The organism is Amycolatopsis alba DSM 44262 (genome assembly GCF_000384215.1).
Lineage (GTDB): Bacteria > Actinomycetota > Actinomycetes > Mycobacteriales > Pseudonocardiaceae > Amycolatopsis > Amycolatopsis alba.
Window position 1 is genome coordinate 3,513,852 of the sequence record NZ_KB913032.1, and the last position, 13,531, is coordinate 3,527,382.

17 protein-coding genes and 1 tRNA gene are annotated in these 13,531 nt (G+C 64.8%); 5 read left to right on the plus strand and 13 right to left on the minus strand.

Going from position 1 to position 13,531, the window contains the following annotated elements; translation table 11 throughout:
• Positions 1-43: 43 nt before the first annotated feature.
• Positions 44-114, plus strand: a tRNA-Gly gene (locus tag AMYAL_RS0116625).
• Between the two features lie 94 nt (positions 115-208).
• On the opposite strand, the gene AMYAL_RS0116630 is transcribed toward AMYAL_RS0116625, so the two are convergent.
• From AMYAL_RS0116630 to AMYAL_RS0116665, 8 genes are all read right to left on the minus strand, one after another.
• Positions 209-1,387: a tyrosine-type recombinase/integrase gene (locus tag AMYAL_RS0116630; RefSeq protein ID WP_020632433.1), complete on the minus strand. Its 1,179-nt coding sequence runs from the start codon at positions 1,385-1,387 to the stop codon at positions 209-211.
• 1 nt (position 1,388) lies between these two features.
• Positions 1,389-1,607, minus strand: coding sequence for a helix-turn-helix domain-containing protein (locus AMYAL_RS0116635; RefSeq protein WP_020632434.1), 219 nt, complete (start codon positions 1,605-1,607; stop codon positions 1,389-1,391).
• Positions 1,608-1,624: 17 nt separating this feature from the next.
• Complete coding sequence (locus AMYAL_RS0116640) at positions 1,625-3,190, minus strand: replication initiator (protein ID WP_039795524.1); 1,566 nt, start codon at positions 3,188-3,190, stop codon at positions 1,625-1,627.
• Between the two features lie 53 nt (positions 3,191-3,243).
• Positions 3,244-3,630, minus strand: coding sequence for a hypothetical protein (locus AMYAL_RS0116645; protein WP_020632436.1), 387 nt, complete (start codon positions 3,628-3,630; stop codon positions 3,244-3,246).
• A complete protein-coding gene (locus AMYAL_RS0116650; RefSeq protein ID WP_020632437.1) occupies positions 3,627-5,192 on the minus strand; it encodes an FtsK/SpoIIIE domain-containing protein in 1,566 nt (521 codons plus the stop codon). Before AMYAL_RS0116650 ends, AMYAL_RS0116645 begins: the two co-directional genes overlap by 4 nt.
• Before the next feature lie 310 nt (positions 5,193-5,502).
• Entirely contained in the window at positions 5,503-5,757 is a 255-nt protein-coding gene (locus AMYAL_RS0116655; RefSeq protein WP_039795529.1) for an AMED_5909 family protein, read from the minus strand.
• Entirely contained in the window at positions 5,735-5,983 is a 249-nt protein-coding gene (locus tag AMYAL_RS0116660; protein ID WP_020632439.1) for a hypothetical protein, read from the minus strand. The genes AMYAL_RS0116655 and AMYAL_RS0116660 overlap by 23 nt, the downstream gene beginning before the upstream one ends.
• Before the next feature lie 303 nt (positions 5,984-6,286).
• A complete protein-coding gene (locus AMYAL_RS0116665; protein WP_020632440.1) occupies positions 6,287-6,742 on the minus strand; it encodes a hypothetical protein in 456 nt (151 codons plus the stop codon).
• Between the two features lie 168 nt (positions 6,743-6,910).
• Between AMYAL_RS0116665 and AMYAL_RS0116670 the strand changes: the two genes are divergently transcribed.
• Together AMYAL_RS0116670 and AMYAL_RS0116675 are read left to right on the plus strand one after the other, a co-directional pair.
• The gene (locus AMYAL_RS0116670; protein ID WP_020632441.1) at positions 6,911-7,678 is read left to right on the plus strand and encodes a GntR family transcriptional regulator; all 768 of its coding nucleotides are present in this window, start codon (positions 6,911-6,913) and stop codon (positions 7,676-7,678) included.
• 13 nt (positions 7,679-7,691) lie between these two features.
• Entirely contained in the window at positions 7,692-8,354 is a 663-nt protein-coding gene (locus tag AMYAL_RS0116675; protein ID WP_020632442.1) for a YdcF family protein, read from the plus strand.
• 23 nt (positions 8,355-8,377) lie between these two features.
• On the opposite strand, the gene AMYAL_RS49240 is transcribed toward AMYAL_RS0116675, so the two are convergent.
• The 3 genes from AMYAL_RS49240 to AMYAL_RS0116680 all read right to left on the minus strand — a co-directional run bounded on the left by AMYAL_RS49240 (position 8,378) and on the right by AMYAL_RS0116680 (position 11,142).
• Complete coding sequence (locus tag AMYAL_RS49240) at positions 8,378-9,157, minus strand: hypothetical protein (RefSeq protein ID WP_143267703.1); 780 nt, start codon at positions 9,155-9,157, stop codon at positions 8,378-8,380.
• A 44-nt stretch (positions 9,158-9,201) separates the two neighbouring features.
• Positions 9,202-9,738, minus strand: coding sequence for a hypothetical protein (locus AMYAL_RS49245; protein ID WP_143267704.1), 537 nt, complete (start codon positions 9,736-9,738; stop codon positions 9,202-9,204).
• Positions 9,739-10,563: 825 nt separating this feature from the next.
• Positions 10,564-11,142: a hypothetical protein gene (locus AMYAL_RS0116680; RefSeq protein WP_020632443.1), complete on the minus strand. Its 579-nt coding sequence runs from the start codon at positions 11,140-11,142 to the stop codon at positions 10,564-10,566.
• Between the two features lie 194 nt (positions 11,143-11,336).
• Between AMYAL_RS0116680 and AMYAL_RS0116685 the strand changes: the two genes are divergently transcribed.
• On the plus strand, positions 11,337-11,861 hold the full coding sequence (locus AMYAL_RS0116685; protein WP_143267705.1) for a hypothetical protein: 525 nt from the start codon (positions 11,337-11,339) through the stop codon (positions 11,859-11,861).
• A 15-nt stretch (positions 11,862-11,876) separates the two neighbouring features.
• The gene (locus AMYAL_RS0116690) at positions 11,877-12,365 is read left to right on the plus strand and encodes a GNAT family N-acetyltransferase (protein WP_020632445.1); all 489 of its coding nucleotides are present in this window, start codon (positions 11,877-11,879) and stop codon (positions 12,363-12,365) included.
• A 16-nt stretch (positions 12,366-12,381) separates the two neighbouring features.
• On the opposite strand, the gene AMYAL_RS0116695 is transcribed toward AMYAL_RS0116690, so the two are convergent.
• Together AMYAL_RS0116695 and AMYAL_RS0116700 are read right to left on the minus strand one after the other, a co-directional pair.
• The gene (locus tag AMYAL_RS0116695; protein WP_020632446.1) at positions 12,382-13,035 is read right to left on the minus strand and encodes a hypothetical protein; all 654 of its coding nucleotides are present in this window, start codon (positions 13,033-13,035) and stop codon (positions 12,382-12,384) included.
• An 86-nt stretch (positions 13,036-13,121) separates the two neighbouring features.
• Positions 13,122-13,523: a DUF4279 domain-containing protein gene (locus AMYAL_RS0116700; RefSeq protein WP_020632447.1), complete on the minus strand. Its 402-nt coding sequence runs from the start codon at positions 13,521-13,523 to the stop codon at positions 13,122-13,124.
• Positions 13,524-13,531 lie beyond the last annotated feature (8 nt).

Here is a 13,531-nt window from a genome sequence, read left to right on the forward strand (position 1 = left end):
CTTGGCAAGGGGAGATCCGGACCATGTATGCTGGCCGAGCACTGCGGATGTAGTTCAATGGTAGAACATCAGCTTCCCAAGCTGAATACGCGGGTTCGATTCCCGTCATCCGCTCTCACGTGAAAGCCCCAGGTCAGTGGATGTCCACTTAGGACCTGGGGCTTTCGCTTTGGTAGATCATTCTCCGAGCTGGGCCATTAATGGGCCATTAGCCGACCGGAACCGGCTGACCGCTCAGGCCGTCGTCATCGTCGTCCGTGCCGCCAGTACGGTGCTTGTCGACGAGCTTCGACAGCCTGTCGGCGATCCGTTCGTCAGCGTCGCTGGTCGCCCGCTGATAGATGAGCGCCGCCCGCATGTCGTCATGCCCCATCCGCGCCATGAGGTCCTTGGTCGACGTGCCCGCCTTCGACGCCCAGATGTTCCCCGCGTGCCGGAGGTCATGGAAGTGCAGACCCTTGAGCCCCATCTTCGTCACGACCTCCGTCCACTTGGTCCGCTGACTGAAGTTCGGCCGACGCACCGGGTTACCTGCACGCTCACCGGTGAACAGGAACGCATCGTGATCCGGCTTCACGAACGCGTCGAGGTGCTTCACGACGTCCCGCCGGATCGCCGCCGGAACGATCAGCGTCCGCACTCCTGCCCGCGACTTCGGTGGACCGACGATCAGCCCCCGCCCCGGAACCTCGACCAGCGCTCGCGAGATCCGGACCCAGCTCCCATCCTCCGCGACGTCGCACCGCCGCAGCGCCGACACCTCACCCCAACGGAGCGACGCGAACGCGGCCAACAGCACGAGCGCCCGGAACCGCTCCGGCATCCGCCCAGCCAGATCGAATACCTGTGGAACGGTCAGGATCGGCCGCTCCGCCGGGTTCTCCCTGTCGGCACCCCGCACCCGGCAGGGGTTGCGCTGCAAGATCTTGTCTTCGTCGACCGCCGTAGTGAGGACCGCCCGGAGCAGCCTGTACGCCTTGGCCGTGACCGACTCCGACACTCCGGCCGCCAGCCGATCCGCGCGCCATTGCCGAACGATCGCCGTCGACAACTTGCCCAGTTCGACGCCGCCAAGATCCGCTTCGATGTGCTTCCTCAGAAGCCACCGGTACAACTCGACCGTGCGCGGACGCAGCCCAGGCCGCTGTGTAATCCACTGGTCTGCGTAGCTTCCAAGCGTGACTTTCGCTCGCTCGGGGTCGATCCACTCGCCTTTGATGATCTGCGTTTCGGTCACCGACAACCACTGTTCGGCCGCGCGCTTGCTGGCGAACATGCTGGGAGCGTTCCGCATCTGGCCGTCCGGCCCCGGATAACGCGCCTGCCACTTTCCCGATGCACGTTGCCGGACGTTGCCGAAACCCCGGTGCCCTCGCTTGTTCGCCATGTCAGGCCACCCTTCCGAGGTCCCGGATCACCGAAGCCCGCGTGATCGGCTCGACCCGACCGGCCTGGATGAACTCCTCAAGGTCAGCGATCGCGAACCGCACGTGTACGCCGACCTTGTGGAACGCCACGCGCCGCTCCGCGATGAGCCGCCGCACGAACCGGACGCGCGTGTTCAGGTACTCGGCTGCTTCTTCGACTGTCAGGTAGTTCTTTCCCACGTTCGCCTCCCCAGTTCCTAAGCCGCCAGCGGAGTTGCCGAAAGATCCGGCGGACTCTGCGCGGCGAGCAATGCCTTGTCGTACTCGGCTTTCCACGTGATCCGTTCCGAGATCGCGTGCATCACCAGGTGGTCCCGAGGTGGCACGGAGGGGTCGCCGGAGTCGACCTTGCGCCAGATCAGCCGAGCCGGGGCCGGTGCAGGTTTCTCGATCCCGACCGCCGCCAGCGCTTCCAGGACGAACGCTTTGCGGTCGGCCTTGTGGTCGACGAGCGTCTTCCCCGACCACTTGCGGGACACCAGCACGCGGCGACCGGGCAGGCCGAGCGTGGTCCGCCGATGCGCCCTCCCCTTGCAGTGCCCTGGTGTCGTCTTTCCGTTGGCGCCCTTGGGATTGATGCCGTACAGCAGCCACACGGCGCACCGAGGCGAGCAGGGTGTCACCGACAGTTCCGCGTGCAACCGGTCGTGGTGATCCCTCTGCCTGACGGTGTCGGCTTCGACCACCTCACCCGTGGACTTGGTGAGGTACTTGGTCAGGTAGCCGATGTGCCGTCCGGCCTCCTCCGAGCCGCCGAGGATGCCCTTGGAGTGCACCTGACGGCCGAAGGTGACTACGTGCGCCGGGTCTTCCACGGCTTCTATCGCGTCGTCCCAGTCGGTCAGTGGTTCGCGGGTGTCCGGGTCGACGAACACCCGGCGGTCGCCGTCCCAGAGCGGCATCCGGTCGACGTAGACGACCTGGTCGTGGTTGGGCCACCAGACCTGGTGATAGGTCGCTTCGGTGACTTGCCGGATCACGTCGTGCGGCACCGATCCCCGGATAGCCGCGTGCAGGTGCGGAGCCGCCCGCCGTTGAGGCTCAACGGTGGCGAAGTACTGCGCGTCCCAGCCCACGACCCGCCGGAGGTTCTGCCACCACCGGTCCACCAGCGCGGAGAAGTGGACCGCGTCCCGAGCCGCCCGCCGATAGTCATACGTCGACTGATCGAATGGGGCGCCATCCGACCGGACCGGGCCGTAGGTGTCGCAGGTGAGCGTGACGAACATCGACGGCCGGAACCTTCCCGCGTACTCCCGGCCCACGGTGGTCTTCGCGACCTTGCGCCGAGGGAGATTCGGCGCGTCCTGCCGCCGTTTCGTCGACCGCTTCACCGCCTTCTTGGTGGGCAGGTCGATCGACGGGAGACGGCCGCGCATCCCGAGTTGCCGAAGTTCCTCATCGACACTCTGGATCTCTTCCCGCAGCTCGTCAGCCTCCGCCTGGTCCGTCTCTTGCCGGTAAGCGGCGACGAGGTCAGCCCGGAACGCCAGCAGCTCCGTCTGTGCCTCAGTCGGCGACTCTGAGGTGAAGTCGGGCTCCTCGGTCATGTGCCAGCCTTCACGGCACTGGACCTGTCGCAGGGCCTTCGCCTTCCGAGCGCACGGCAGGCAGACCGATTCGACCGTCGAGCCGCAGGGAACGGGGACGTAGCGGAGTTCGCCGGTCTCGGTGTCCCCGACCTCCATCGTGAACGGCCGAACACACACGCCGTGCTTCTCAGCGGTCGCCTTCACCACGTCCGACGCAAGGGGTTCGCGCATCCGGGCGGCCCGGGTTTTGGCCGGCGGGGTCACCGCGGCTTCCTTGGTGCTCGTCACGCTGCCACCTCCCCAGGCGTGCTCCACTGCCGCAGCACGAACACCGGCATGTCCTGTCGCATCCCCGCAGGCAGGTCCGGGAAAGTCGCTTCGTCGAACTGGACACCGCCGTAGACCACAACCGGGATGCCACAGGGAGTCCGGCCCTGCACTTCCAGATGCACACTGCCGCCGTGAGGCACCCGCCAGATCGACGCAGTCACGTTCTCCAGCGAATCCGCCCAGACGACCAGGCTCCGCGCCACATCCGTTAGACGGTCGGTATCGAGCTGGACAGACACCGGCTCCGAGCCAATACCAACTCGCACGGACACAACCGGCGGAAAGGCGTAAGAGTCGAGGTGGTCGCGGATCGCATCGAGGAACACCAGAACGCGGTTCACGCCGCCACCCCCTCGGGCCCACGACGGGTGGCCAGGTCGACGACGTGGGCGCCGCCGTTGGTTACGTAGGTCTCCAGCGCCTTGACCGTCTCGTCTGGCACCCAGCCAGCACGGACCCGCAGCGGTTCGCGGATGCCGTCGCCCCAGATGTAGCCGACGCCCGCAGTCGACTCTTCGATCCGGTTCGCCCACGCCCCGCGTTCGTACGCGCCGTCACCGAGGACCATCCCGACGTGCGTCTTCGAGGTGACCCGCAGACAGACCCGCCGGGGGAACAGCTCACGTACGGGAACGGTGTCCTTCGTCGGCTCCTGCACATACCCGCGCACCGTGTAGCCGAGCGCCCGGCCCTGGGTGGTCAGGATGGCGACCCGTTCGACGATGGCTTCGCGGGTCTTGCGGTCGGTGTACTTGGTCAGCGCGCCGATCTCGTCGAACTCCAGCACCTCCAACGGGTTCTCCGTGGAGATCGGAACCTCACGGGTGCGCCCGGCGAACTCGCGCTTGCGGGACTCGAGCCCGTCGAGCAGGTCGTCCAGGACCTCGATCGCTTCCTTGCCCGCAACGCCGTAGCGGGCAAAGATCCCGCGCCCGTAGGCGAGTTCCATCCCCTTCGGGTCGATCCCGGAGACGCGTACCGTTCCGGCCCGGATCGCCGAGGCGGCCGACACGAGCGGGGACCACATGACCGAGTTCTTCCCGGCCCCGGTGGCACCGGCGACGAGCATGTGCGCTCCCGGACCGGTCAGCGGCAGCCGCCAGTCCTTCCCGTACTCGGTCCGTCCGGCAAACACCCGCCGCAGATCCACGCCGTCGACGGTCGCCAGCTCCGCGCAGTCCACAGGAGCTTGGAGGAGGTCCCGGCGCTGGAAGTCGAGCGAGACGACGTTGGGTTCCAGCTCCCGCACCTGGCACCGCGTGACCTTGCGAGCCACGGCCAAGGCGCGGGCGGCGTCGTCGAAGTCCTCCGGCTTCTGACCCGGCACGAGCCGGACACGGACCTCATCCCACGACGGCCCCGACTTCACGCCCAGCACCTTCGGCACCTGCACCGCCGCACCGCCCGCAGTACGAGAGACTGCCTTCCGGCGACGGCCGACGAGGTTGACGGTCACTTCCACGGGCACGGTGCCGTCGGAGATGGACAGGCCGCAGGCGTGCAGCCAGCCCGGCAGTTTCCGGGTGTAGGTGAACCACCGCAGCCACCACGTCCGCAGGAACCGGCCACAGCACCGATCGAACGACACCACGTCGATCAGCCGCCACACCACCAGCACCACGCTGACCGAACCCGCCGTGATCGCGAGCGACGGCCAGCCACGCCACTGCCACCAGGCCACCACGGCCAGGACACCGAGGCTGGTCCGCCAGTACGTGAAGACTTGCTTTCCCAGCCACACCAACAACTTCACGGCCGACCACAGAGCGACGAAGACCACCGCAGCCGCAGCCAGGACTTCCGCGATCGTGGCGAGCGCGCGGCCGAGCTTGTGCAGCAGCCACACCACCACACCCAGTACCCCGCCACCGAAGAGGAGGACACCAATCCCATTCGCGTTCATCGGCGACCACCGCCGGTCAGGTCCAACGGCAGCATTCCCCGGCAGGGTGCACATTCCGTCTCGCCGGGCAGGAGCTTGGCGAACCGTTTACAGACTGTGCAGCGCGTTCGGGTGACCCCGTCTAGCGGTCGCTTGTTGCCATCGTTTAGCGTTGTCATTGTTCACTTCCAGAGGTTGTGGACAGCGCAGGACCGGCGAGGTTTCCTAGGCCAGGTACCGGTTCTGCGCCTTACGAGACACGGGAAGCGCGTGAAGACGTGCTTGTACGCCGCACGTCCCCACGCACGTTTTCCCGGCAGCTATTCAGTTCTCAGCTAGCTTCCGACTTGTTCTTCAGGATCTGCGCGGCCACCTCCTCCGCCTTCCGCTCCTCATAGCCCACCCAGTAACGGAGTTCGTGGTGGTGCCCTCGGTCCACATCGGACACCGCTCGGTACATGCGTGCGTTGGCCTGATGGAACTTCAGCCAGGTAGTCAGATTCGACCCAGGCTTCGGACGATGAGCCGAGGCGACCAGATGCGCGTCCGCCAATGTCTGCGGCTCATTCCGGCCCGGCGTCGTCATCACGCACCGCCTTGTGCTTGTCGAGGAACACGGCCAGTTCGTCCGCGCTGTCGCGGATTTGGCGCAGGAGCCGGATGAACTCCGGCCACGCGGCCGGGTCGGACGGTGGCAGGATCGCCAAGCTGTCCGGGTCCAGGTAGATGACCAGGGCGGGGTTCGCCGAACCATTGCCCTGCATCCCCGCGACCGCCTGCCGCCCCGGCTTCCACATCGCGTTGAACGCCACGGCCCTGCCCCTCCTCGCTATAAGCGCGCATCTCCCACGACCGCGCGTTCTCCTCGAACCCCTCAACAGCCGCCGTCACCGCCGCCAGCACCCACCACGACAACTGGCCCTGCGTTGCCAGCTCCCGCCACGCCGACGCCACCGCAAAGGAAGCGACGGCCATGTCATGCGCCGCCAGGGCATCCCCGTCATGTGCGGTCCGCTGCGCCATCGCGCTGTAGTGGCGGTACGCCTCTTCCCAGGCTTGGACCAGGTGCGGTGGAACCACGGCCACGCCCTGACTGCCAGGCACCCGGCCCGTCATCACGCCGCCTTGGGCGTGGACTCGGCAGTGTTACGGCCCGACTTGGATGTGCCACCCGATGCGGCAGCCTTGAAACCGGTCGCGCGGAAAACGTAGGACTGGTACTTGAATTCGCCCTGGCCAGCCACCTTCGGCTCAGCCGTCAGGCCCTCCAGCTCGATCGGCCGCATACCCGGCAGCACCTCGGACGTGGTCGGCACCGGCTGCACATCTGCCAGGAACGTGACGTCGTAAGACGCGCGCTTGGAGTTGGTCTCGCTTGGGTCGGTGACCGTCGCCTTCCACTGACGCTTGCCCGTCACTTCGTCGACCCGCTGACGAACAGGTCGGCCAGCAGACCTGTCCTCCCGCGACTGGTACTCGTTGTCCGGCGCGACCTCCCCGACCATCACCAGCCCCAGCGGGAACGCGGCATCAAAGTCGATCTCGAAACGGTGTCCCTTGGCGATCGCCATGTGTCTGTCTCCTGTCGTCTCTGGAGCCCTACCGGGCTTACACCTTGTTAGAGGTAGTTCTATTAAGCGCTTCGCCGCACGAGTTGTCAATAGAACTATCTCTATCGGACTCCGTAGACCATGATGGGGTGATACCGCTAGCGTTATCGACCGACGAAGGAGGACCAGGTGGGCACTGGCTACCGAGAGCTGGCCGCGATCCTGCGAGACGCGATCCAGCGGGGCGACTACGCCCCGGACACCACGCTGCCCAAGCAAGACGAGCTGGCCGACGAGTACGACGTCAACGTCAACACCGTTCGCAAGGCCGTCGGGGTCCTCGAAGCCGAAGGACTGGTCACGCCGATCAGACGACGCGGGACAGTCGTTCGCGCACGCCCGCCCATGAAGCGCCTGGGCAAGGACCGGTACGCGAAGAGCAAGTGGAAGTACGGCGACACCGTCGCCTTCGTCGCCGACCGCGAAGCCTCCGGCCGCGACTGGAAGCCGACCGACCAGACGCAGACCGTCGCCAAGATCGAAGCTGACCGAGAAGTCGCCGACGCCCTCGGTGTCATCGTCGGATCACCGGTCTACGAGCGGGCACGACTGGTCAAGGACGCCGGCCAGCCCACCCACGTACTCGCCAGCTACTACCGCCCCGCCGATGTCGAAGGCACCCCCATCGTCGACCCGACACCCGGCCCGGCCGGACGAGGTGGCGGGTTCCTGGTCCTCACCCTGCAAGGCCTTGAGCCAGACACCATGACTGAGACCTTCTACGCGCGGATGCCGACACCCGACGAGGCCGAACAGCTCGAACTTCCCGCAGGTGAACCCGTCATGGTCCTGCAACGCCGCACGTACACCGAGGACGGCCGCGTGGTCGAATTCGCGCGAGGCGTACACGCCGCGAGCCGCTTCTCCTGGACCTACACTTTCAAGATCCCCGACTGATCCCGGAGACCCCATGCCCGAGCGCTCGACCACCCTGCCGGACGGGCTCCGCGCCGACGTCCAGATGCTCTGGGACTACCACGACATGCACCACGAACTCCGGCCCGCCGACGTGGGAATCGGACTCGGCAGCCATGATCTCGGGGTCGCGACCTTTACCGCGGAACTGTTCCAGGCCGGAATGTTCCCGCTCATCGTCTTCACCGGGGCCAACGCGCCGACGACTGTCGAGCGGTTCCCGCGCGGCGAGGCAGTCCACTACCGCGAACATGCGCTTGAGCTGGGCGTACCCGATGACGCCATCCTGGTCGAGCCCGAGGCGCGGAACACCGGGGACAACATCACGCTCACTCGCGCACTGCTGGAGTCTCGCGGCATCGAGGTCGGGTCAGTCGTGCTCATCTCTCGGCCGTACCAGCAGCGTCGCGCGTACGCGACCTGCAAGAAGCTCTGGCCTGAGGTCGACGTCATCTGCGCTTCGCGGCCGCTGCCTTTGGACGAGTACATCGAGAGCATCGGCGACGTGGACCGCGTCATCAACATGCTGGTCGGCGATACCCAGCGCATCACCGTCTACGCCGAACGCGGCTTCGCAATACATCAGGAGGTTCCTGACGAAGTTTCGCGCGCTTACTCTCGCCTAACGCAGACAGGCTTCACAAGGCGCCTGATATAGCAGGCGCCTTGTACGGCTACCGACTACTTCGAATTCATAATTCTCTTCAGAAAACGTTTCAACACCTCCTCCAATTCTACAGGGTCACTCAATGCCTCAACGCTAACTCGGTCTACAAACGCGATCCCTGCATCGCGATAAAGGTGATCACTAGAAGTGTCGTGCGAACGACGCACATTGTGATGCGGCCCATCGATCTCAAGGACCCCCGTACGCCCCTTATAAGTGACAACAAAATCCGGTTCTCGCGTATGCCCAGGAATTCGTCCACGCGGAAGCGGAAAGATGGCAATTGTGTCACCAGTAGGGAAGAATTCTTCTTGCAAACTCTTCAGCTTACGATACACTTGCAATTCGCCAGGGTTTGTAAAGTAGAGGCCATCTTCGAACCAGCGCGGTGCCTGCTCTCGAACTACACGAGCTTGATTAGTCCGCCTTTGCCCTCGAAGAACTTCGACGAGCTGCTGCCTCCAGCCATAGTAAATGTCTGGAAACGCCTCACGAAACTCAATCCACGCGAGGTCAAATTCTTTTCTCCGCACTACTTCTCTGAAGATATCCGAGATGGTGTCATCGTGCTTCGCAAACTCCGCCGCATGCTCAGGCTCATACTCGACCCACAACTTTCGGGTCTCTTCGTTGTAATCGTAAAAGTACTCAACCTCAGTTCTGGCAATCTTCAGCATTGCCTGAGCAGCCTCCTCAAAACCTCGACGAAGCAAGATTTGCGAGGTCAAAGTTAAGGCTTCGTCGACCATTCGTACATCTTTCACCTCGACAGGAACCGACTCATCATCCCGCATTTGAGAATAGGTTCGAGGGTCAGATTCGAAAGATTCAGGCTGACTCAAGACTGTCCCTCTCTTTTTTCACCGAGCACACCATCTCCAGCAGTCACAGATTGATACAGCTCGATATAACGATCATTCGACCAGCCAGCGTCGCGGATCACGCCTAATATTACTCCGCGCGAAACGAGCGTGGAACCAATCGGCACCGCGATCTTCCGGTCAACCTTTTCCCATATTGCATGGCCGTCGTAGTCTCTGCGATATATCCAGCCATCGGACGCGAGCATGCTTCCCAGCTCGCTGGGAGTACTTGACGGCTGAGCACTAAGAGAAAGTCCAATGTGCCGAACCATGTCGTGCAGGCGAGCAAGCTCCTCTGCACGCCGGACGGCAGCGTCGTCGTCGACACGTTTGCGCAACGCCTCCGTGATCGCCTTCTCCGCAAGCACGATGGGCGCAACTAACAACGCGGCTGAGCCAAGTTGGACCATGACTGACTGCGCATAAGTACCATCCGGCACCCACGCCCCACCCACGAGCAGCCCAAGCCCCAGGCCAAGCACAGTCCAGGCCCAGACGGGCATCACCTTCACCCTTTCAGTATCCCTTGCCGATCCAATGTGGGGGTTACGCCTACTTCGATCGCTGCCTTGACTTGCTCAAATCGTGAAGTGCGACCTGATCTGAAGTCATCTGCCGAACTTGGCTCTATGGGATCAAGGCGCCGCCACCGGCGGCGCGCACGTCACCGCCCGTACGGCGGGCTTCGCCCCATGGCGGACGCCGGCCTCCCGCTCCGCTCCGGCAGGCGCCGCCGGGCGAGCCCGCCGACGAGGCAGCACCGCACAGCGCGCCGCCGCCACCGGAGACCCAGGGAGCACGACGTCAGATCACCCGACCCACCTGACCGCGTGGCAGTGGTCACCGGGTGTCCCTCGCTGCTCAGCGTCTAACACCGTGCCGCCCGCATCAAGGCGGGAAAGCGTGCCTTGACACGACCGACCCGGCGCTAGAGATGGCAGGGGCGAGGGAAGCGGAGCAAACAGGCACAAAGACGCAGGTGGGGGCGGGGTGCGTTGGGCCATTAACGGGCCATTCAGAGGGGTCAACCAAGGTCAATCAGGGCCACCCCGAGCAAGCGCCATCCCCAGGTCAGGGGCACTTTCCAGCATGATCACCCTGGTTCCCAAGCTGAATACGCGGGTTCGATTCCCGTCATCCGCTCTCACGCGAAAGCCCCAGGTCAGTGGATGTCCACTTAGGACCTGGGGCTTTTGCTCTGACTGGGCGATCTTCCGGCTGGGCCGTTGCGGACCTACCTCTCTGACCCAACCACCGGCCGTCGGCTATGACCAAACCTCCTCACGGCGGAGCCTCCATGACACTCACGCCGCGGCCAAGGGCAGCGGCGCCGCGTGTCACTCATCAACTCGGACCTGGGCCCGACATTCGGGTCTGACCGCGAAGGCCGGCCGTCTCCCGATGCCGAGATCCAATCGCATGGCATTCACTAGTTCAAAGAGCGCAGCGTGAATCTCCAGGGCCATATTCTCACGTTCACTCCACATTCTATTCGACCCCTCGGGTTCCCTGTCCTGACGCACGAATTGCCGCCACTCGTCGAGCACCGAAAGAAGATGGGAACCGTAGGACACAACGTCGCGACCAGCGAGCATATCGAGTTCCGCCACCGCCAGGTCGATCGTGTCCATCAATTCATAAAACTTCACTGTCAGTTCTCTGACCTCGCCGTGCGCACGTTCCCGAGTCTCACCGGATACCTCGTTCATGATCACACGTCCGCAAGCTATCGCCTGCCATGTGTCGACGACCGCATGAACTGTCGTTATGACACGCGCTCCAAGCTCTCCAACCTGCTGCCGACGCCACTTCTGAAGCTCGACGTTACTAGCGCCTCGCTTGGCCACCATGACATTGAAGACCGCGGCAGCAGCCGCGATCAAGGCCGCTGCCAGCGTCACCCAGCTACTTGCCATGACATTCCTCGATACCGCCTCCGCAACAGATCACACACGAAGCGTACGGATACGGGTTCAAGCTACGAACACAGCCAACGTTGACTGAAACGATCCGTCGCACTCTGGGCGATAACGACATCGCCTGATCTTGAAGAGCGACGCCGCCGGCATGTTGGGGACCCCTCCCTTCAATCCCCGCCTACCGTCCCCTCGTGCGAAGAAAGACGGGCGACAGCACAGCGGCCGCCTTGCTGACCGTTCTGGCGGGGTCGCTGCTCCTCCCGGTGTTGCTGGTAGGCGTGGTCTTCCTCATCATCGGGCTGAACAGGGGCAGCGAACCGGGGCCGTATACCGTCATTTTCGCCAAGGCGGGTGACGAGTGCGGGACGCAAGGGCAGTACCTCGACGCGTCCACCGGCAAACCGCTGCAATGCATGGGCCCTGGCGGATTCCGGACCGCTTCGCTCGAGTTCCCCGGTTTCTCCCGTGAGCAGAACGACGACGTTCGCCGCTGGCTGACCACGTTGGCCGAGGACGGCGATCTGAGCGTCTTCGACCACCGTTCGATCCAGGCCAAGATCGACGGGATCGCCGCCGGTTTGCCGCCGGGAACACGCGTGGAACCGGAATCCGGCGAGACGAAGCTCTGGATCGGCGCGGCTTTGACAGGTGCCGGTCTGTTGCTGGGTTCCGGCTTCGCCTGGCGGTGGTACCGGAACCGCCGGACCGGTTTTTGATTTACGGTGCAGGACATGGAGATCCGGGAAATAGGCGACGGCGACTGGGCGCAGGTCTGGCCGATCGTGCGCGAAGTCGTGCGGGCGGCTGACACGTACACCTACGACCCCGACCTCACCGAAGAAACCGCGCGAGGGCTTTGGGCCGAGAAGCCGCCGAGCCGGACGGTGGTCGCGGTCGAGGACGGCCGCGTGCTCGGCACGGCCAAGATGGGGCCGAACCGCGGCGGGCCCGGATCGCATGTGTCGACGGCCAGTTTCATGGTGGACAAGGACGTTCGCGGCAAGGGTGTCGGCAGTGCGCTGTGCGCGCACGTCCTGGATTGGGCCAGGGCGCAGGGTTTCGCGGGCATGCAGTTCAACGCTGTCGTCGAGTCGAACATCGCCGGGATCCGGATCTATGAACGGCTCGGGTTCGAGATCGTCGGGACGGTGCCGGGCGCGTTCGAGCACCCGACGCTGGGGCGCATCGGGTTGCACGTCATGTACTGCGACTTCGGCTGAGGCCGAAGCCGAGCTGTCAGCCTTCGACGAGTTCCCAGGGGTCGTCGGCGCTCGGCCGGTCGTACACCTGGCCGGGCGCGGCGCTCAGCACCAGCGCGACGTCCGGGTACAGCGTGACGGCGTGCTCCATCTCCAGGGCTTCGACCTCGAAGTCCTCGTCTTCCGGTACCTGGAAACCGACGAGCAGCCAGCTGCCGTCGGCCTCGCGGACGACCTGGCGCACGGCGCGGGCCGGGGCGGCGGGGTCGGTGGAGATCTCGGCGAGTTCGGTGCTCACCTGGACTTCTTCGAGCGGTGAGCCCGGATGCGTCCATGCGGCGAGGCGGGCGGCGCGCACCAGGAGGTCTTCTTCGTCGTCATCCGAGTCGGCGACAGAGCTCAGCAGCCACGCGCGACGCTCGGGGTCCCAGTCGGCGGCCATGCCGGTGGGGAGGCCGGCGAGCGCGGCGATTTCGGGGATGAGCTCCACCGCGTCCCGCAGCGGCAGCGCGCCGAAAGCGTCGCGGTTGAGGTCCATGTCCTCGGAGAATTCGTTGCCGTCGCTGATGAACCAGTCGCCGTCGTCGTCCAGTACGACGAACGCGAGATTCGACGGGTCCTCCACGAGTGACCGCGAGATGATGACCGGCGATTCCGGATCCTGACGCAGCGGCCAGTTCTCGCTCGACATGCGGGGCTCCCAACGGGGTTGTCCGGCTGTGGGGCACCATCCCACCATCTCCGGCGACCTCGCCGTGAACCGGACCGCCGGAAGCGCTATTCGCTGAGGTCGTACTCGTCGACGTCCAGCGCGGCGGCGGCTTCGGCGAGGAACGCGATCACGGCCGGTGACAGCTGCCAGCCGAATTCCTCGCCGCCGTCGCGGTGGTGGAAGTAGCGCACCACCTGCAGCACCGCGCTCGCGCCTTCGTCCACCAGCGTCCGGATCCCCGGCCGGACCGGGGCTAGCCTGCCGATCAGACCCTCGATCTGGTCGTCGATCGGTCCCTGACCACAATGCGTCACCTTCCAGGCGTGCATCCGCGGCAGCCGATGCTCCGCGGACCGCGACCCCAGTACCTGGGCCTCGTCGGGCGCCATGCCGAGCCGCGCGGTGATCTCCCCGGCGGACACGGTCGCGCTCTTCAAGGCGAAGTAGCAGTACTGGTGGACCTTCATACGCCCGG